Source organism: Amedibacillus sp. YH-ame10, assembly GCF_053848885.1.
Map to the genome: position 1 here is coordinate 32166 of NZ_JBSPFA010000020.1, position 19595 is coordinate 51760.

Consider the following 19595-nt stretch of genomic DNA (forward strand, 5'->3'; position numbering starts at 1 on the left):
ACTCGCAATCTATTGCCCTTGACTTGTAAGAAACTTTTCAATAGCTTGATTGTATTCTTGTGGACAGTCTTTATAAATAAAGTGACTTCCCTGCAAGATAACAAGTTCTCCATGTTTTACATGCGTTGCGATGGATTTAGAATGTTCTTCTTTCACCATATCTTTATGTCCCACAAGTACAAGTACAGGTATTTCAATAGTTTCCAATTGCTCATATGTAATATGCGGATAACGTACCATTAACCCCATTACTTGTTCTCTTTTTTTCAAGCTATGAAAACAATGTGAACATACAAATATCATCCAATAAGCGAGCACAATAAAGAATTGGATATGCCCCTTAATTCCTTTGGTATTAAGGTCTGCCCCATTAGCAATGATGCTTTTTACACGGTTTCCATAAGACAATGCAAATTGAATCGCTGTATTTCCTCCATCACTAAATCCAAGAATATGAACTTGATCCATGTGTAAAAGATCAAGCATAGCAAGTACATCTTGTGAAAATACATCAAAATTTAAAGGTGTAGTTCCTAGTGATGATTTCCCATGCCCTCGCATATCCATCGTAATTACGTAATATTTTTTAGAGAAGTAGGCGATTTGTTTTTCGAAAATTGCGCCATTCTCTCCATTCCCATGCAACATCAACAAGGCTTCTTTTGAAGAATCTCCAAACGTTTCATAATATATCTGACAATCTTCTTTTTGAAAATATGGCATATGGTTCCTCCTATTTTGAAAATCGTAAACGATAGGAACAATGTTTACAAAGTTCCTCTTCTATTTTCCCTTTTAAAAATCCTTCTACGATTGTTTGTGCTTTGGAAGAAGTGATGATATCCTCAAAGCTTTGTTCATAGATGTTTCCCAAGCTACATTCCCCTTTGCTATCTAAACAACAAGGAACGACTTCTCCATTACTAAGAATGGCACACATATCCTTCATGCCTAAACACCTTCCTGTTGCATTCACAAAAGGATGTTGTAACGATGGCCAAGCAAATACTTCCTCAAAGTGTAGTGATATGTTTTTTTGAAGTGAAATACGTTGTAATCGTTTAATATCCACTTCCTCATTCCCCATGTTATAGCGTTTTAATACATCCTTTAAGATATCTTCACTCTCACTTTGTAATCCTTGTTCTTGAATACTCCATAATCGATAATTGATATAAACACCAAGAGACGCCAGTTCTTCACATACGCTAAATACATCTTCAAAATAATGTGCTCTCATATGTTGTGGAAAGCTATGTAGGGATACATTGATCTGTCGTATTGTATGTGTTTTTAGTACTTCTTTTTGTTTTGCTAGTAATGTTCCATTCGTTGTAATATTCACATGTATTCCCATGTCATTTGCCACATCTAAAAGTTCATTAAATTGAGGATGTGACAAGGGTTCTCCTAACACATGCAAATAGATATATTCGCAATATGGTTTCATTTGTGAAAGAATATTTGAAAACTGTGTAACTTCCATAATTCTAGGTTCTCTTTGATTTTGTATACAAAAAGAACAAGATAAATTACACGTATTGATCACTTCTATATAAATTCGTTTAAATCGCATATAATCACCGGTTCTATCTTACCATTTTATAAGAAATAATTCATTCTTTTTTGCTTTCTATATTTTAAAATTAACCTTTAAAGAGAGGCTAGGAAAGATATGTAAAAATTATTTTCGCAATTTTTTATATTCGATAAGGAAGTACGCTATAATGATGATGCCGTACAGGTTTTAGATATGAATAGAAAAGGGAGAGATAAGATTATGAAGTTTAAAGAACTTGACAAAGGTCAAAAGAAAAGACTATTGATCACCATGTTGTTGGTGATTGGGATAGCCACAACCTACATCGCTTGTGCTGTCACAACACTTTATAAAGATAAGACCTCAGAGGATGAATATTGGGATAGTTATATGAAAACCCCTGTGGAATATACACAAGCCGTAGAAGAACGAGGACAGGACTCCATTGAAGTAGAAGTTGGCACATACGTTGAAAACTTGAAGGAAATTAATATCAAAGGTTCAAGTTTCCGTGCTTCTTATGAAATCTGGTTCAAATGGGAGGGAGATCCTGAATTGAATATGATTAATCATTACCGTATTTATAAGGGAACGATTAATAAACAAGAAGTTATTAAAGATTATCATGAAGGAAATATGAATTATCAAAAAGTACGTGTTGATGTAACTGTCACAAAGGAATATTGGACAAAACGATTCCCATTAGAATCTCACCAATTACGTATGTATCTTATGTCAAATTATCCAATTGAAAAAGTACATTTCTTAGGAGATGACAAACTTAGTAGTTGTAATCCAAACCTAAGCATTACAGGATATGATTTAACACGATTTGGTACGGGTGTTACAGGGTATACCACAAAGAGTACGGGAGATCCAGAAATTAAGGGAGATATCACTTCTAGTGAATATATGACCGCAATTGAAATCAATCGTACAAGTGCTGGTTTGTATGTAAAATGTTTTATTGCTTTAGTTGGTACGATTACTTGGGTGCTGATTACCTTGTTCTTATGTAGTTATCACCATGTGGATCCATTAAGTATGATACCTGCAGCTTTATTTGGTACGGTATCCAATATTATGGTTGGGGCGAACTTATTACCAGATGCTCTTGATTTAGGATTATTAGAATATGTAAACTTCTTTGGAGTTCTATCCATTCTTGCAGTTGCGTTAACCGTTATTAATGTGAATCGAATACGTAACAAATATCAAGATAAAGCATTTGCTAGTTATTATGGAAGAAGAATGTTCTATATTTTATTACTTTACATCCTATTAGGAAATATCTTAATGCCATTAGCTGCCTTTATATTTTAATTGGTGTAAGACATGAGAGAGCGAATATATACACTAATAGAAAAGGCACATGACCACGACCCTCTTAGTAAAGCATATGATTGGTATATTATGCTCATTGCTTGTGTAAGTGTCGTACCGTTGATGTTTCGTACAAGTAATAATATTTTAAATACCATTGAAACAATTACCGTTTATTTATTATTCTTAGATTATATTTTACGATGGATCACACATGATTATCGTGTGAAGAAGCATTCTCCATGGGCATTTATAATGTATCCTATTACACCATTTGCCATTATGGATATCTTGTCCATCCTTCCATCCATTGGTTTACTTCCAAAGAGTTTTATGATCTTGCGTTTGTTACGTTTAACAAAGGTAATTCATTACTCAAGAAGTTTCCAACATGTTGTAAATGTGTTTAAGAACGAAAGAAAGACTTTATTATCCGTCTTGTTGATTGCGGTATTTTACATCATCGTATCTGCGTTGATTATGTTTGTTTATGAACCGAAATCTACGTTTGGAAATTTCTTTGATGCGTTATATTGGGCTACGACAGCATTGACCACGGTTGGATATGGGGATGTGTTCCCACATACCGATGTCGGTAAATTAATTAGTATGATTTCCTCCTTGTTTGGAGTTGCGGTCATCGCAATGCCTGCTGGTATTGTTACAGGTGGTTTCTTAGAAGAAATACATCGTGATATTGAAGAGCGCGAACAAAGAAAACTAGAACGCAAGAAACAAAAGGAGGAAGAGCATAATGGAAAAGCGTAGTAATGTAAAACGTTATGCCTTCATCATGGTGTTAGGTATGATTTTGAACCTTGGATTCTATCAGATTGCTCATGTATTCCATTTGCCATTTTGGATGGATAATATTGGTACTGCTTATGTAGCCATGATTTTGGAACCAACGGCTGGATTGTTAGTTGCTTTCGCAACCAACTTCTATCAAGCTGCCGTTATTTACGATAGTAGTTCTCTCGTATATTATGCAGTAAGTGCCATGGCTGCCTTATGTGTTGGTATTGCCTTACGTAAACAAGGAGTTATCTCTTGGAAACGCCTTGGTATAGCACTTGTAAGCTATTTTGTACTAGCTACAATATTATCTACCCTTCTAACACTTTGGAGAACCTCAGGGGTTCCAGATAGTGGATGGGAACGTCAATTTTATCAAAATGCATTACAGTGGGGGTGGCCTGCTCCACTTGCTTGCTTATTGGGAACGGCTGTTTTAAAACTTAACGATTCCCTATTATTAGCTGTGCTACTACCATTCCTATACACAATCACTCCAAAGAACTTTATAAATATGAAATTAACAAGTATGGTTTCTTGGAAACACCCTTATTTCCATCATGAAGATGATGAGATGAAAGAGTAAAAAAACTCGTATGTGGATACATTTCACATACGAGTTTTTTCTATTGCTTTGGTAAAATCAGATTTAATATAATTCCCACTAAAGCAGATAATGCAGTACCGCTTAATGTCATAAAAGAACCAATCGGAAGTATTGCTCCACCTAATCCAATAACTAACATAGCACTGGCGATTACTAGATTTCTTTGTTTTCCAAAATCAATTTGATTATCCACCAATACACGTAATCCATTACTAGCGATAACCCCATACAACAAGATACTCATACCACCAAGAACACAAACTGGAATGGTAGATATAAACGCAGAAATTTTACCTACACAGGATAATAATATGGCAATACAAGCAGCACCAGATGTAACATATACACTAGCTATTTTTGTCATTCCAATAACGCCTGTATTTTCTCCGTAAGTCGTATTTGCAGGTCCACCAAGGAATGCAGATACTGCTGTCGCAATACCGTCTCCCATCAATGTTTTATCCAAACCTGGATCTTTTAAGAAGTTACGACCACAAATCTTTCCTAATACGGTATGATCTCCAATATGTTCCGCTATCGTTACAAAGGCAACTGGTAAAATCGCCCATGTTTCAGGTCCAAAGTGAAGACTATACGTTTTGAATCCAGGCACTGAGAATGGTAGTATAAACTCCGGTAGTGAGAACCATTTCGCATCCACCACTGCTTGAAAATCTACCAATCCTAAACAAAGAGATATTACATATCCACATAAAATTGCGACTAGAAATGGAATGATTTTGAAAAAACCCTTTGCTTTTGTAGATATAAGTGCCGCAATCAAGAAGGTAACCACCGCCACTAACATGGAACGTCCATCTCCATTTTCCACAAAGCTAGCATTCTTAACCGCATTTGCCGCAAGACCTAATCCAATCACCGCAATCATTGGACCAATTACAATTGGAGGTAACAAGCGATCAATCCAAGCTTTCCCAATCACTTTTACAATGCAAGCTACAATCACATAAATAAGTCCCACCATCATAAGTCCTGTTTGTGCAGCGGATACATCCCCATTCATTGCTTCAACCGCAATGATAACAGCTCCTATGTACGCAAAGGAAGATCCCAAATATACTGGCACTTTACGTTTTGTGATAAAGGTATAAATCAAAGTACCAATACCGCTCGCAAACAATGCAACTGAAACAGGAAATCCTGTTAATGTTGGAACCAAAATAGTTGCCCCAAACATCGCAAATACATGTTGGAAAGACAAGAATAACCACTGCAATGGTTGTGGCTTATCTTGAACATCCAATAGTAAGTTACCGTTATCCGGTTGTGAGAATTCATGCTCGTCTAATACCAAAGGGATATCATCCGCACGTTCTTCTATAATTTTTTTCATACATTCTCCTTTCATCGCATGAAAAAACAGAGGGATTCGTCTCGCTCTGTTTATTCTGCACGACTTGTACAATATTATATCATAAAAATCGATATTATTTTTCTTTTGCTACCCATTTACTTATCTCATTTATTACAATTACTCCAATAGACAATGTCATAACAATTATCCATTCCATCCAACCTAGAGATACCGTCTTTAATAGTATATGGAAAATAGGTAGTTGACATACCGCAATTTGCAATACAATTCCAAACACTATCGTTAATAGTAACCATTTGTTCTTCAAGATTCCCACCTCAAATATGGAATGTGTTCGTGAACGTAAATTCAAAGAATGAAATAATTGAGAAATAGATAAAACCATAAATGCCATTGTTTGCGCTTTTGCACTTGATTCATTCAAACCATATCGAAATGCAACTAAGGTAATCGTTCCAATAAATAACCCATTTAATATTGTAAAGGACATTCCTCCATGTCCAAACAAGCTTTCCTTAAGACTTCTAGGCTTTTCTTTCATAATGAATTGATCTTTGGGATCTACACCCAATGCTAGAGCTGGAAATGCATCCGTCACTAGATTTACCCATAAAATCTGGATTGCAGACAGAGTAGATACCACGTGTGGCATACAAACTATCGCAAGGAATAAAGACATAATTTCTCCCAAGTTACAACTTAATAAATATAAAACTGCTTTTTGTATGTTTAGGTATATATTTCTGCCTTGTTCAACAGCTTTTACGATAGTCGCAAAATTATCATCCGCAAGGATCATATCACTCGCTTGTTTACATACATCTGTTCCACTTTTCCCCATCGCAATACCAATATCCGCATTCTTTAAACTTGGCGCATCATTTACTCCATCCCCTGACATAGCCACCACTAGCTTATGTTTCTTAAATGCTTTTACAATACGTACTTTATGTTCCGGAGTCACTCTTGCGAACACACGATAATTCTTCACGTGTTGTGCGAGTGTCTCATCACTCATTTCATCCAAGTCTTTTCCTGTAATCACCGACTGTTCATACTTCGCAATTCCCAGTTGACGAGCAATCGCAAATGCAGTAATAGGATGATCTCCTGTTATCATTACTACTTGAATATGGGCATCGTGACACAGAGCAATCGCATCTTTTACTTCTTCTCGTGGTGGATCAATCAATCCTACAAAGCCAACAAAGGTCATCTTATGTTCGACATTGCCTTCCATAGGTCCACGAAGCGAGCGCTTCGCTAATCCCAATACACGTTGTGCATCCGCACTCACTTTCTTACTTGCTTCTAGGATACGATTTCTTTCATATTCATTCAAACGAATACTTTCTCCATGTACTTCCACATTGGTACACAAATTCAGTATTTTTTCAATTGCTCCTTTGGTATATGCAATGTATTGGCGTTCATGATGATGAATCGTAGTCATAAGCTTACGGTTGGAATCAAATGGAATTTCATTCACTCGCACATATGTTAAATCTTCATGATCTTTATGAACACCCTCTTTTTCCGCAAAAGCCAACAATGCCATTTCCGTAGGCTCCCCTAGTATTTCCCCTTGCTGCACACGTGCATCATTACAAAGCGCAAATCCTCGTAAGAGTTCTTTACTTATGGAAGATAATTCCCCATCCGCAAAGCTACTTACAACATGCATTTTATTCTGCGTTAAAGTACCTGTTTTATCACTACAAATCACACTTACAGATCCCAGTGTCTCAACTGCATGAAGCTTTCTAATAATCGCATGGTTTTTACTCATGACTTGTACACCCAAAGCTAGTACAATTGTCACAACCGCTGGTAATCCTTCTGGAATCGCCGCAACTGCCAGGGATATAGACAACAACAACATATCAAAAATATCCCTTCCCTGTAACAAGGATACAACAAACATAGCGACACATATCACGACACATAACATCCCTAATATCTTTGAAAGATGAGCTAATCTCACCTGCAATGGTGTCATATCCTCATTTGTTTCATCTAGCATTTTAGCAATTTTGCCCACTTCGCTATCCATTCCACAACGTACTACAATTCCTCTAGCTTTTCCATATGTAACATACGTCGACATAAACACCATATTTCTTTGATCGCTGATATTAATCTCATTCTCATATAATGTATCTGCTTCTTTTTCTACTGCCTCACTCTCACCCGTTAATGTACTTTCCTCTACTTTTAAATTGCTAGTAGAAAGTAAACGCATATCTGCTGGGATATAACGTCCTACTTCAAGTTCAACAATATCTCCTACCACCAAATCTTTCGAATCAACTTCTCTTAAGAAACCATCTCGTATAACATACGCTTTGGGAGTAGATAACTTTTCCAATGCATCGATTGCTTTCTCCGCTTTATATTCTTGTATCACACCGATTACCGCATTCAACACAATAACAGTAATAATGATAATCGCATCTATGATTTCTTGAAGAAAGACAGAAATGATTGCGCCTATGATTAAGATGATTACCATAGGATCTTGAAATTGTTCAAACAACATCGCAAAAACTGTTTCTTTCTTCTTTTTTGTTAATTCATTCTTTCCATTCTTTTGAAGCCTTTGAAGTGCTTCTTGTTCACTTAGTCCTGTATTTAAATCACTATCATATTCCTTTACAACACTTTGTATATTCTTACGATAAGGCATACAATTCCTCCTTTGCTTAGTAAAGCCTATGTATAGAAACCTTCTCTATGCTACATTTGACAAAACTAGAGGAAATGGGACAAATCACGCAAAAAAAAAGCAGAAACTTTCGTTTCTACTCTAGTTAAGCATTGTTTTCTTCTTCATTTTTATAATTTTCTCATGTAACATTTGTTCCATTTCACGAACAATAAAATCCACATCAAAATCATGTTCCATAAAAAGTTCTAAGTAAATTCTTTGAACGATTCCTGTGTTTGTATCGAATGCAACAAACGAACCACTAAATGTTTGCATAGATGGAAAATCTTCAATTGCCAATAAGGTATTTAACAAATTTCCACGAACACCCTCTACATCAAAAAGACAAGGACTCACAAGAACATTTACATTTCCTAACGATTTTCTAAACCGCTCAATATTGACATCATCTTCATGTGCCGCACTAATCAGTATCACATCACATGCATGTCTTTGAACATAGCGTTCAAAACGATACAACGTTTGTGTTGCGAACTGAGACTTTTGAAACATAGAATCATCAATATAATATAATTTCATAATTAACGGCGAGTAAAGAATGAAGGAATTCCTTCACGATCCTCTTCTTCCACAACTTCTTCTACAACTGGTTGTGGTGCGACAACTGTCTTAGGAACTGTAAACGTTGAAGCTTTTGTTGTTACTACTGGTGTTGGGATAGCTTCTTCAATACTATCGAAACCAGTCGCAATTACAGTTACAATAATGGAATCACCAAGTTTTTCATTGATGGCAACACCAAAGATTGCATCAATATCATTACCTGCAGCATCTCTTACAAGAGCCATTGCATCTTCCGCATCAAATAAAGTAATAGATTCTCCACCTGTAATATTTACGATGGCATTACGTGCACCATTAATTTGTGCTTCTAATAGTGGAGATTGGATAGCTTTTTCTGCAGCCATTCTTGCTTTATCTTCACCTTCAGCCATACCAATACCGATCAAAGCAGAACCCTGATTTTGCATAATTGCACGCACATCCGCAAAGTCTAAGTTGATAAGTGCAGGTACTGCAATTAAATCTGTAATTGTTTGCACTCCTTGACGAAGTACATTATCTGCAGCTTGGAAAGCCTCTGTTAAAGGTCTTCTTCCAATCACTTCAATTAAGTTATTATTAGAAACAATAATCAAAGAATCCACATACTGTTTCAATTCCGCAAGTCCTGCTTCTGCAGAAACCATACGTTTTTTTCCTTCAAATGTAAAAGGTTTTGTAACAATACCTACTGTTAAAGCACCTTCTTCTTTCGCAATTTTTGCGAACAATGGAGCTGCACCAGTACCAGTACCACCACCTAAACCAGTCGTAATGAATACCATGTCACTTCCTTTGATTGCTTCACGAATTTCATTTTCGCTTTCTTGTGCTGCGCGTTTTCCCATTTCTGGATCTGCACCAGCACCAAGACCCTTTGTAATTTCTCTACCTAGTACAATTTTATTTTCTACTGGAGAAATATTAAGTACTTGTAAATCTGTATTTGCAACAAAGAATTCGACACCTTTAACACCTTCTGACACCATGCGGTTTACGGCATTACAACCACCGCCACCAATTCCAAATACTTTTATATTTGCTACTTGCTCAAAATGTAAATCGTTCATATTTATTCCTCGCTCTCTTCTATTTATCATTCAGCAAAATGCTTTTTAACTTCTTGGTAAATCCACCTTCATCGCTCATTACTTTAGGCGCCGCAACATTCAATGATTTCTCAACACTACTTGCATCTACACTAATACGATCATCATATCGAATGTTTTGTTGTTCTTTCCAACTATAGAACAATCCCAAACATGTTACATATGCACAATCTCTAGCACCAATCGTTTGTGGTACATAGATTTGAGCAGGCGCATTCATTATGCTAATCTTCTCTGCAAGTGATTGTATTTCACAACCCTCACCAGTGATCAAATAACGTACATCACCACTCTCAATAATTGGCAAACATGTTTCATTCATCTTTTGGATCCATTCGTCGATCTTAGGAACTACAACTTCACATACCTGTTTCTCTGTAAGCTGTTTTTGTTCATTACCGCTAGACCATATGTAGATAACAGAATCTTTAGCATTTGCAGTATCAAATGTACAAGTATTCTGAAGTAATCTAAAGCTTATTTTATTTGAAAGTTGATATTCAATCTCAAATTCATGTAGCCAAGTTCCATATCCTTCAGGAATCACTTCACTACTTACCAATTTTCCATGTGAGAACAAAGATAGAGTTGTATCATCTCTTGATAAATTCACTAAGATTACATATTTATCAACCGTCTGTTCAAATACCGCAGCCTCTTGTGCAACTGCATAAGAATCCAGACATATATCCATGATTTCCAACCCAGCCTTTTCCACACATCGTGCATAAGAATAGACGATTTCTTTATCCGCAAAGAGTAAATCTACATTCATAATAAGTATATCGCTCACTTCTTCTAAAGGCATTTTACGAGATGTAATTCCATTCGTTATGTATTTGATACATCCTACATTCACCAATTCAAGATCAGATTCAGGTTTAAACGTAATCGCTTGATTCAATCCCTTTTGGATATCACTTAATCGAATACGCTTTGAACTAGCCTCTGGAACGATAGAAACTTTTTTATTATGACGAGTCACATGCACACTTGGTATCGACATCAATACGCGATCAATGCGAAAACCTAATGCTTCTTCTACTTTCTTTACAGTTTTTATAATTGCATTGACCACAAGTTGTTCATCTTGAATTTCTTTATGTTCAATACCCTTCACTTCTGTTTTTTCAACACGCAGAATATTAAAACGCGTCTCATAAAACTCGCCAACTACCATACGAATTTCGTGATCTGCAATTTCCACGGAAGCATATATTTCCTTTTTATAGTCCATAAGGTTATACCCCCTTAGTATATTTTAGCTTTTTCATCTCATATATCATACCATAATTTGTGGTGTTTAAAAACATTTTCATGATATTTATATAAATTTTTTCTTTTTTTTAAAGCTCTTTCATTTCTTTGAAACAAAGAGAAGACATTTCATCTTCTCTCCTAGTATTTTAGTCTTTATTTAATAACGATTTTGCTTCTGCACTTAAACTCTCGTTTTCTATCTTAACCTTTTTAAATTTCGTATTATTTTTACGTTTTATAAATAAGGTGGTCGTAGTAATAAGAAGCCCAACACTAAGTAAGGAAATTACACAAATAGCAATCAAATATGTTTGGTTGCGTCCTTCCATTTTCTCTACATATGTTTGATAGGAATCCTGCGTAATCGCAGCGGCTTGCGAAAATAACTGCAAGCTGTTTTCTTTCTTTTCATATTGGTAATACACCATATTTCCTGCTTCATCCATGACATATAACAATGCATAATTCGCAAATGTTTTATCTTCAAACACCCACGCAGTTACTTCTACATCTCCTAATTTAACAGTAGATAACTTCATCCCTTTACGTTCTTGTAGTTCCTTCGGAATATCCACCATTACTAAATTTTTACCTGCAAAAGCAAATGGTTTGTAAATGGAAGTAACTTCCTTCTTTGCTTCATCGTATATATAGAGATTCTTTTCTCCTGTTTTTTCATCTTGCATGTACAACAAAGTCATCTTTAAGGCTTCATTCTTCCAAGCAATTACCTCTTTTCCATCAATGGTAACCTTTGTTTCCGTAAATAGTTTACTCACATCCGTTGATTGATTAAGTACACCCAACGTTTTCTTACCATATTTGATAGTAGCGACAGGCTTTTCACTTACATTTACTTTGATCTTATAAACCGTACTTGCACCATTTTCAGCTGTACAAACTACTTCTAAGTTATTTTCTCCAGTTTTCACATCCAATGCACCAGTTCCAGATACACTCGCTTTCGCACTCTTTGCTTTCGCATCCACTGTTAATTTCGTAGTACCTGCTGGAAGATTTACTTCATAAGAAGTCGTTGCACTAGCAAATGCTGGAGATAGTTCTCCAACACTTACAGATAAAGAAGCTAAAGAGCTATCACTATCTTTTGTTTCATCTTTTTCTTCTTTTTCATCTGGATTGGTTGGCGTTGTAGGTGTAGTGTTTCCTGTGTTACCTCCAGAAGTACTACCATTGTCACCAGGATTAGATGGTGTCACAGGTTTCGCAATGACATTTACAGTAGCTGAACCAGATACGGGTGTATCAACCTCTGTATCATAATCCGCTATCACACCATTTACAGAAACTTGTAATTGCCCTACTGATGTTGCCGTAACTGTATATGATTTAGAACTATTATCAAACCATCCATAATCCTGTGCAGCACCACTTACTGTTAAATATCCTGCTCCGTTTTGCGCACTTACTGTAAATGTTACAGACTGTCCTACATATATCGTAGACAAACTAGCTGTAACAGAAGCCCCTGCCGCAACAATATCCGCAGAAAATATGAGAGATGTCACAATCAAGGCCATGATACAGCATAATCCCGTTATGCTCTTTTTTATATTTTTCATGTAAATCTCCTCACTATTTATCCATAATACTATTCTTAATTTTTACATAATCAGCTGGCGTGATTGTACCATCACCATTCATATCGGCAGCTTTTAGTGAATCTCCAGTAAGTGTTGATTTACCCATTATGTGATTTTTAACCTTGACGTAATCTGCAGGCGTTATAGTACCATCACCATTCACATCGCCAGGTATCATCCCATAATCTCCATCACTAAAATTGCCATCGTTCAACACACGAACATACTCTGCACTTACATAGGCATAGTTATTTGTATAAATATACTCTCCACCTTGTCCATGTCCACATCGTACAATTTGTGTACGGCTAGCATTTAATGGTGGATCTGTGGCTATCTTATACCACTTTGTATTTCCATTTACACTTTGACCTGTTACTGTATCCAATATAATAAATGAATAATTGTTCCAAGCACCTGTTTTATAAAGCGAAGTAGAAGAAGTGCTTGCTTCCTTACGGATGTTGATATTATCTCCGTTTGTTTTGATACCGATGCTATAATTTCCAAAGTCTTTATTATTAGGAGTATTCTTTTCTAAATTGTATACATGAGATGCTGCTTTTTCACTCCAAAATGGATCAGATGCATATTTCACATTAAAGCCAACCGATTTATCTCCCAGACTAGAGCCATGATATAAACCACTTGCATCAAGAGGGTCTGTATAATCTATAGATACAATATCTCTTGAAAACTGTAAGATACACTCTTTGACACTAGGGAATTTAGTTGCATTATCTGGATCACTGTCAAAAGCAGCGATACCAAAAATATTATTTCTATTTAATGCATAGTCACTTCTTCCCCAGCCACTCTCATTTACAGAAATACCAAAAGCTAATGCAGCATTTACACCAAATGTATTTTGTACGTCAATATAATTTGCACCTTGATTACTTAATGCAGATTTATTACTTCCAACTACAGAAGCTACACGTGTATTGAAATCGGTAGCACTAAATTTCGTTTTTGAGCGGAAAGATAAAAACTGATAATAGCTATAATATGGCGTTTTTGGATTGATAGAATTGTTGTAAGTATTTGCTTTATAATCCGCAATCATTCTTGCATAAGAAGTATAAAAATAATGTCCATCATAACTGTAGTATGTCGCTCCTTCGCTCATATAAGATTGTTTAGGTCCTATATCCTGTGTAGAGTCAGTTCCTGCATAATTCATATTCGTTGTGACATTATGATAAATACGTCCACCTTCTACAGTATAGTTACTTATCGATTTTACTTGGGATTTATTGTCATAATCATAAATTTGTACTTCATCTTTATTCACCCATCCAGTAACTCCAGCTAATCTAAACTTAACCTTTGTTCCATCTGTATTGGTTCCTAAATAAGCAGCATCTGCTCCATAGCATCCATTCGTATATCCATCAGGATCTTCTCCATCACCTAAATAATTAGTATTGACACTGCACGCCTTTGTTCTAAAATTCACAACACCATTTGTTACTGCACGGATTTGATCATTTGTGTAAACTGCCAAATTCCCAACACTTCTCGATCTTGCTTTTTTATTCATCGCAGTGTTTGCTTCCTTAAACGTATCATAGCTTGCGATTGTTTCTGGTTCTGCATTTCCTATTTGTACCTTTAAGTCAAACGTTGTTTCTGTATCCGTTTTTTCAGGTAATTCTAATTCATCCGTAATATCTTCATTCGTTTGTTTTATGTAGGTAATGTTCCCATCTTTATCTAATGCAGTAAATATGCCTTCTTTCTCCAAGGTGCTTTGAGCATTTGATACATCATTTTTTTCGTCAGACGCAAAAACACTGTCCATCTGCATAGATGTCAGAGTGATTGCAGTTAACATAAATCCTAGCCCTATTACCTTAGCTTTTTTTGCATATTTCATTTCATCACAATCCTTACTTAACGGCGACATGAAAACATATCGCTCTTCTTTCATTATATAAGAAAAGCACTTTTGTTTCAATTTTTAAGGGGCTTTCAAATCTTAAGATTTTCATACATTTTCATCAAAGAAAATTTGCAAATATAAAAATAAAAAATAGCCTTGCTTTTTTATATACAAAATGGTATACTAATCTAGCAAATCGTGTTTTAATAAATGTGTATTGTACGGAAGGAGGTAACGGTATGTCAAAAGTCTGTGCAATTACAGGTAAAGGTCCTTTATCTGGTAACAAACGCTCTCACTCTATGCGTGCTACTCGTCGTAACTGGAATGTAAACTTGCAAAAAGTTAAAGTTATCGTTGATGGAAAACCTCAAACGATCCGTATCAGTGCTCGCGCGTTAAAAACATTAAAAAACAAAAACGCTATCTAATGAGTGAATGAACAGGGAAACCTGTTTTTTTTATACCTATGCCCTATGTGTATAGGTTTTTTTGTATTCTATTTTTAATCATGTTATGCTCTATAAGAGTACACTATTCCTTTCTTGTTGTACCTTGACTTTTCCCTTACGGCAAGGTGTAACATAAAGACACAGGATAAATAAACAGGAGGAAACCATGTTATCTATAGGAGAATTTTCAAATATATGTAAAGTATCTACTAAGACGCTTCGTTATTATGCAGAAATAGGTTTGATATTACCAGGAGTTATTGACCCAAATAATGGGTATCGTTACTATACCATTGACCAATTACATACCATGTTGTTTATCAATCGTTTAAAGTCGTATAGTTTCTCGCTTGATGAAATTAAGAATATTTTAAAGACAGAGGAAGCTTATGATGATTATTTACAAATAGAACTCATGCGAAAGAAAAAGGAAATGGAAAAGCATTTGTTAGCATCTACGGAATCGCTAGCACAGTTAAATCAAGATATCACGAACTTAAAGGAAGGAAAAAACATGATGTCTTATTATGAAGACATTGATGTCAAACTTCTAGATGTACCTATGATGAATATATTATATATTCGAAAGTGTGTTCATCAAAGTGACTTTGAAGATGAATATAAAACATGTTTCTATAGGCTCTTTCAAAAGATTAGCGATGAGTTGCTAACAATAATAGCTCCACCAATGGTTCTTTTTCATAGTGCTGAATTTGATGTACATGGATTGGATATTGAATTCGCTGTTCCTATTAGAGAATGTGTTACTGGGACAAGGGATTTTAAACCTGGACTGTGTCTTTATACAAAACTACATGGTTCTTATACACAGCTTCCTTCTATTTACGCAAAGCATCAAGAATGGGCAGAAAAAGAAGGATACATAAACAATGGACCTTTATTCGAAGTCTATGTGAATGATCCTTCTTCTATTACTGATGAACATGAGCTTGTCACGGAAGTTTATTATCCTGTAAAAAAACTATCTAAAAGATAAAGGAGTATACAACATGGAAAAAGAAAAACAACTAGAATTAGAACAAAGGATTGCTCAGGAGTATGACAATATGGCTGGTATTGTCCTTATGAAAGATAACAATATGGTGTACGAGAAGTATTTTAATGGATGTGATGAGAATAGTTTCATTCATGTGTACTCTGTATCAAAAAGTGTTTTATCTATTTTGTTTGGGATTGCGATCGATTTAAAACTCATTCAAAGTGTCGATCAATTGGTGTTGGAGTTCTTTCCTGATTATAAGGTAAAGAAACAAGAACACACCATACAAAACATCACTATAAAAGATGTATTATCAATGTCTGCCCCTTATTCATATAAAGACAATCCTCTTACGTACATACGTTACTTTATGAGTAAGGATTGGGCAAAGTTCGCTCTGGATAGATTGGGAGGAAATGGTACTATTGGAGAGTTTCGTTATACACCTTTAATTGGTCCAGATATTCTAAGTGCAATCCTTGTACAAGCAACTGGACAAAGTGTTCTTTCGTTTGCGAAGAAATATTTGTTTGATCCTTTGGGAATCATCGTTGAGAAAAGCATAGTCTTAAAAAATGCGAAAGAACAGATGGAATTTAATAAAGCTACCAATATCAGTGGATGGGTTGTGGACTCTTGTGGTTTACAGAGCGGTGGTTGGGGGTTAACACTTCGGCTAAAGGATATGGCAAAGATAGCCCAACTCTTCTTACAAGGCGGTGTATGGAACCAACAACAGCTGGTATCCTCTTCATGGATAAAGGAATGCACAAAAGAACACAACCGTTACCAAGAAATGAATCTTGCCTATGGGTATTTATGGTGGATCCTAGATGATCAATCTTATGCGGCAATGGGAGATGGAGGAAACATTATTTACTATAATACAAAGAAGAATCTAATTGTTTGTAGTTCCTCTCTATTCGTGAAAGATGCTAAAGATCGCATCGCATTGATTAAGGATTTTATAGAACCAATATTAGAAGATTAAACAAAAGAACTACGATGTACACAAATGTGTAGATGGTAGTTCTTTTCATTTATGAAACATCAAAAATGCTATTACCAATAAATTCCGCAAGGATGGAATGACGTGGTATCGCACCTTCTTCTCCTTCCACAAAGTATTCCAAGAATTTATTTAGTCGATTCGCTTCTAGATATTCAACTTCTTCTGGTTTTACTTGCGCTAGTAATGGTACAACTGTCTTCTTTAGAATAGATAGCTCATAAATCATAGATGTATTAAAGATGACATCGGCTTCCTCTTGATATGGATAAATATACGTATCTTCTCCATGTTTTACATTTTTCCAAAAATGAATGGTAGATTGTGCACTCCAAGTACGTGTACGATAATCTCTTGCGATTCTTCGAATCAAACGATAATCACTCGTAGGTATACGATTATGCTCATCTAAGTTTAGGTGCGTAAGTGCATTGATATAAATTTTAAATTTCGCATCTTCTGGTAGATACGCAGATGTTTGTGGATTTAAGCCATGAATTCCTTCTATTATGAGGATATCATCTTCTTGAAGTACAATTTCATGAGATTGCCATTCCCTCATACCAGTCATAAAATTAAATACTGGTAATTTCACAGGTTGTTTATGAAGCAACTTTAACATCGTTTCATTGAACAAGGTTAAATCCAAAGCTTCTAAACTTTCAAAATCATAACTTCCATCCGCAAGTTTTGGACAATCTTCACGATTTCGATAATAGTTATCCATAGAAATCGCAACTGGATTCTTTCCTAATATTTTTAAATGAATGGACAAACGATTCGCAAAGGACGTTTTCCCTGCCGAACTAGGACCTGCGATCAAAATAAATTTGGTATGAGCGTGTTGGGTAACAATGTTACTTGCCAACTCACTTAGCTTCTTTTCCACCATGGTTTCACTCATGAGTACCATATCATCCATTTTTCCATCTATGATATTTTGATTTAACGAAGATACATTGGATACACCAATGAGTTTTCCCCATTCTTCATATTCTTGAAAAACTTGGAATAATTTCGTTTGATTTTTAAATGTATCACTTGGAGAAATCCATAGTCCTGGAGCATAATAACGAATTGAAAAATGCTGTATATAAGAAGTATCTGGTAACATGATCCCATAAAAGTAATCTTCATATCCACATAACGTATAAATACTGCTAGATTTACTTTTTCGATTTTTTAATAACTGTGCTTTATCCTTCATACCCTTTGCGCAAAACAATGTGACCGCATCTTGAGTAGATACAACATTTCTAAAAATCACTTCTTTTCGTTTGATGATTTCTTTCATCTTTTGTTCTATATTACGAACATCTTTCGGCGTTAAAAAACCATCCTTTTCAATTTCACAATATTGTCCATCAGATAAGGAATGTTCTACATGTACAATTGCATCTTTATCGAGTTCATAAACAGCCGCAATCAATAGAAAACTCAGTGTCCTTTCATAAATAAGACGCCCTGTTTCACTTGTATCATATACAAACTGTAGTGTTCCACCATTTTTTATTTGGTAATTAAGATCATGCAGTTTGCCATTCAAAATTATGGCATAAATATGTTGAGCATCTGCACGCTTTTGTACAACAGAAAAAAGTGAATCTCCTTTGTTTATCTCAATAACAGAATGATCTTCTAATATTAAATGTATCATATCATTCACCTTCCTTGTGATTTCTTTGCTTATATTATTTTAATTATACTACATCTTTATGCAATACATGAGAAAAAGTATCTCTAAGTTTATCATATCTTTCCACTTGTTATTCCTTATAGATAAATTCACAAGATTACAAATATGGTCATGATAGATTGAATGTACAGCATTATACAAGCTTTCATATATTTATCACTTGTGCGTTCATAAGATACCCAACGGATTTCATTCACACAATCTATCGTATCAACACTACGAAAAGCAGAAATATTATGAAACATAATTGTGTTTCATAGATTCCTATGATAATATAAATGTATAAGGAAAAGGGGAAATTTTATGAAAAAAATTCTATTAGTATTATGTATGGCATTCTTATGCATCTCACTTACAGCATGTGGAGGTGGAGGAGAAAGCAGTATCCCAGAAGGAATGTCCGAGGACACTTACAAAGCAGGAGAAAATTTATTGGAATTGGTTGAAGATTATATTACAGGAGATGAAACCGCAACAGTTGCATCAGAAAAAGCAGATGATTTGGCTTCACGTTTCACTGGAGATGATCACAATACAACTATGTTAGGCATGTCAGCACAATTAATAGCAAGCGAATTATTGAGACCTAGCCCTGATTTAGATTCCATCAAATCTGAAAGAGATAGAATAAAATCATATTTAGGAAAATAAGAATTTGAAAAAGAGGAACTAAAACTTCCTCTTTTTTTCGTTTTTTATTGATACAAA

At 35.2% G+C, this 19595-nt stretch carries 18 protein-coding genes; 7 read left to right on the top strand and 11 right to left on the bottom strand.

Annotated elements, in window-relative coordinates:
* Positions 1–9: 9 nt before the first annotated feature.
* Together ACWG42_RS09755 and ACWG42_RS09760 are read right to left on the bottom strand one after the other, a co-directional pair.
* On the bottom strand, positions 10–723 hold the full coding sequence (locus ACWG42_RS09755; RefSeq protein WP_455791934.1) for an alpha/beta fold hydrolase: 714 nt from the start codon (positions 721–723) through the stop codon (positions 10–12).
* Positions 724–733: 10 nt separating this feature from the next.
* Complete coding sequence (locus ACWG42_RS09760) at positions 734–1576, bottom strand: radical SAM/SPASM domain-containing protein (RefSeq protein WP_455791935.1); 843 nt, start codon at positions 1574–1576, stop codon at positions 734–736.
* A 204-nt stretch (positions 1577–1780) separates the two neighbouring features.
* Between ACWG42_RS09760 and ACWG42_RS09765 the strand changes: the two genes are divergently transcribed.
* Genes ACWG42_RS09765 through ACWG42_RS09775 form a run of 3 tightly spaced genes read left to right on the top strand, consistent with a single transcriptional unit; the run spans position 1781 to position 4244 of the window.
* A complete protein-coding gene (locus ACWG42_RS09765; RefSeq protein WP_455791936.1) occupies positions 1781–2863 on the top strand; it encodes a hypothetical protein in 1083 nt (360 codons plus the stop codon).
* Between the two features lie 12 nt (positions 2864–2875).
* The gene (locus ACWG42_RS09770; protein ID WP_455791938.1) at positions 2876–3631 is read left to right on the top strand and encodes an ion transporter; all 756 of its coding nucleotides are present in this window, start codon (positions 2876–2878) and stop codon (positions 3629–3631) included.
* Positions 3618–4244: a hypothetical protein gene (locus tag ACWG42_RS09775; RefSeq protein WP_455791939.1), complete on the top strand. Its 627-nt coding sequence runs from the start codon at positions 3618–3620 to the stop codon at positions 4242–4244. Before ACWG42_RS09770 ends, ACWG42_RS09775 begins: the two co-directional genes overlap by 14 nt.
* 40 nt (positions 4245–4284) lie before the next feature.
* On the opposite strand, the gene ACWG42_RS09780 is transcribed toward ACWG42_RS09775, so the two are convergent.
* The 7 genes from ACWG42_RS09780 to ACWG42_RS09810 all read right to left on the bottom strand — a co-directional run bounded on the left by ACWG42_RS09780 (position 4285) and on the right by ACWG42_RS09810 (position 14754).
* On the bottom strand, positions 4285–5619 hold the full coding sequence (locus ACWG42_RS09780; RefSeq protein WP_455791940.1) for a uracil-xanthine permease family protein: 1335 nt from the start codon (positions 5617–5619) through the stop codon (positions 4285–4287).
* A gap of 94 nt (positions 5620–5713) precedes the next feature.
* Positions 5714–8287, bottom strand: coding sequence for a calcium-translocating P-type ATPase, PMCA-type (locus ACWG42_RS09785; protein ID WP_455791941.1), 2574 nt, complete (start codon positions 8285–8287; stop codon positions 5714–5716).
* A gap of 120 nt (positions 8288–8407) precedes the next feature.
* Positions 8408–8848, bottom strand: coding sequence for a hypothetical protein (locus ACWG42_RS09790; RefSeq protein ID WP_455791943.1), 441 nt, complete (start codon positions 8846–8848; stop codon positions 8408–8410).
* A 2-nt stretch (positions 8849–8850) separates the two neighbouring features.
* The gene (gene ftsZ, locus ACWG42_RS09795; protein WP_455791944.1) at positions 8851–9942 is read right to left on the bottom strand and encodes a cell division protein FtsZ; all 1092 of its coding nucleotides are present in this window, start codon (positions 9940–9942) and stop codon (positions 8851–8853) included.
* A gap of 19 nt (positions 9943–9961) precedes the next feature.
* The gene (locus ACWG42_RS09800; RefSeq protein WP_455791945.1) at positions 9962–11218 is read right to left on the bottom strand and encodes a cell division protein FtsA; all 1257 of its coding nucleotides are present in this window, start codon (positions 11216–11218) and stop codon (positions 9962–9964) included.
* Between the two features lie 169 nt (positions 11219–11387).
* Complete coding sequence (locus ACWG42_RS09805; RefSeq protein WP_455791947.1) at positions 11388–12824, bottom strand: cadherin-like beta sandwich domain-containing protein; 1437 nt, start codon at positions 12822–12824, stop codon at positions 11388–11390.
* A 13-nt stretch (positions 12825–12837) separates the two neighbouring features.
* Positions 12838–14754, bottom strand: coding sequence for a dockerin type I domain-containing protein (locus ACWG42_RS09810; RefSeq protein ID WP_455791948.1), 1917 nt, complete (start codon positions 14752–14754; stop codon positions 12838–12840).
* Positions 14755–14969: 215 nt separating this feature from the next.
* Between ACWG42_RS09810 and rpmB the strand changes: the two genes are divergently transcribed.
* The 3 genes from rpmB to ACWG42_RS09825 all read left to right on the top strand — a co-directional run bounded on the left by rpmB (position 14970) and on the right by ACWG42_RS09825 (position 17173).
* Complete coding sequence (rpmB, locus tag ACWG42_RS09815; RefSeq protein ID WP_004799868.1) at positions 14970–15161, top strand: 50S ribosomal protein L28; 192 nt, start codon at positions 14970–14972, stop codon at positions 15159–15161.
* Positions 15162–15348: 187 nt separating this feature from the next.
* Positions 15349–16179: a MerR family transcriptional regulator gene (locus tag ACWG42_RS09820; protein WP_455791949.1), complete on the top strand. Its 831-nt coding sequence runs from the start codon at positions 15349–15351 to the stop codon at positions 16177–16179.
* Positions 16180–16192: 13 nt separating this feature from the next.
* Positions 16193–17173, top strand: a complete 981-nt coding sequence (locus ACWG42_RS09825) for a serine hydrolase domain-containing protein (RefSeq protein WP_455791951.1) — start codon at positions 16193–16195, stop codon at positions 17171–17173.
* A gap of 49 nt (positions 17174–17222) precedes the next feature.
* On the opposite strand, the gene ACWG42_RS09830 is transcribed toward ACWG42_RS09825, so the two are convergent.
* Together ACWG42_RS09830 and ACWG42_RS09835 are read right to left on the bottom strand one after the other, a co-directional pair.
* Positions 17223–18848, bottom strand: coding sequence for a nucleoside kinase (locus ACWG42_RS09830; protein WP_455791952.1), 1626 nt, complete (start codon positions 18846–18848; stop codon positions 17223–17225).
* 128 nt (positions 18849–18976) lie between these two features.
* Positions 18977–19132: a hypothetical protein gene (locus tag ACWG42_RS09835; RefSeq protein WP_455791954.1), complete on the bottom strand. Its 156-nt coding sequence runs from the start codon at positions 19130–19132 to the stop codon at positions 18977–18979.
* 58 nt (positions 19133–19190) lie between these two features.
* On the opposite strand from ACWG42_RS09835, the gene ACWG42_RS09840 reads away from it, so the two are divergent.
* The gene (locus tag ACWG42_RS09840) at positions 19191–19538 is read left to right on the top strand and encodes a hypothetical protein (RefSeq protein ID WP_455791955.1); all 348 of its coding nucleotides are present in this window, start codon (positions 19191–19193) and stop codon (positions 19536–19538) included.
* Positions 19539–19595 lie beyond the last annotated feature (57 nt).

Excerpts from the sequence above, each read along its gene's own strand:
- ACWG42_RS09755 (WP_455791934.1), bottom strand. The coding sequence starts at position 723 with ATGCCATATTTTCAAAAAGAAGATTGTCAGATATATTATGAAACGTTT.
- ACWG42_RS09760 (WP_455791935.1), bottom strand. The coding sequence starts at position 1,576 with ATGCGATTTAAACGAATTTATATAGAAGTGATCAATACGTGTAATTTA.
- ACWG42_RS09765 (WP_455791936.1), top strand. The coding sequence starts at position 1,781 with ATGAAGTTTAAAGAACTTGACAAAGGTCAAAAGAAAAGACTATTGATC.
- ACWG42_RS09770 (WP_455791938.1), top strand. The coding sequence starts at position 2,876 with ATGAGAGAGCGAATATATACACTAATAGAAAAGGCACATGACCACGAC.
- ACWG42_RS09775 (WP_455791939.1), top strand. The coding sequence starts at position 3,618 with ATGGAAAAGCGTAGTAATGTAAAACGTTATGCCTTCATCATGGTGTTA.
- ACWG42_RS09780 (WP_455791940.1), bottom strand. The coding sequence starts at position 5,619 with ATGAAAAAAATTATAGAAGAACGTGCGGATGATATCCCTTTGGTATTA.
- ACWG42_RS09785 (WP_455791941.1), bottom strand. The coding sequence starts at position 8,287 with ATGCCTTATCGTAAGAATATACAAAGTGTTGTAAAGGAATATGATAGT.
- ACWG42_RS09790 (WP_455791943.1), bottom strand. The coding sequence starts at position 8,848 with ATGAAATTATATTATATTGATGATTCTATGTTTCAAAAGTCTCAGTTC.
- ftsZ (WP_455791944.1), bottom strand. The coding sequence starts at position 9,942 with ATGAACGATTTACATTTTGAGCAAGTAGCAAATATAAAAGTATTTGGA.
- ACWG42_RS09800 (WP_455791945.1), bottom strand. The coding sequence starts at position 11,218 with ATGGACTATAAAAAGGAAATATATGCTTCCGTGGAAATTGCAGATCAC.
- ACWG42_RS09805 (WP_455791947.1), bottom strand. The coding sequence starts at position 12,824 with ATGAAAAATATAAAAAAGAGCATAACGGGATTATGCTGTATCATGGCC.
- ACWG42_RS09810 (WP_455791948.1), bottom strand. The coding sequence starts at position 14,754 with ATGTCGCCGTTAAGTAAGGATTGTGATGAAATGAAATATGCAAAAAAA.
- rpmB (WP_004799868.1), top strand. The coding sequence starts at position 14,970 with ATGTCAAAAGTCTGTGCAATTACAGGTAAAGGTCCTTTATCTGGTAAC.
- ACWG42_RS09820 (WP_455791949.1), top strand. The coding sequence starts at position 15,349 with ATGTTATCTATAGGAGAATTTTCAAATATATGTAAAGTATCTACTAAG.
- ACWG42_RS09825 (WP_455791951.1), top strand. The coding sequence starts at position 16,193 with ATGGAAAAAGAAAAACAACTAGAATTAGAACAAAGGATTGCTCAGGAG.
- ACWG42_RS09830 (WP_455791952.1), bottom strand. The coding sequence starts at position 18,848 with ATGATACATTTAATATTAGAAGATCATTCTGTTATTGAGATAAACAAA.
- ACWG42_RS09835 (WP_455791954.1), bottom strand. The coding sequence starts at position 19,132 with ATGTTTCATAATATTTCTGCTTTTCGTAGTGTTGATACGATAGATTGT.
- ACWG42_RS09840 (WP_455791955.1), top strand. The coding sequence starts at position 19,191 with ATGAAAAAAATTCTATTAGTATTATGTATGGCATTCTTATGCATCTCA.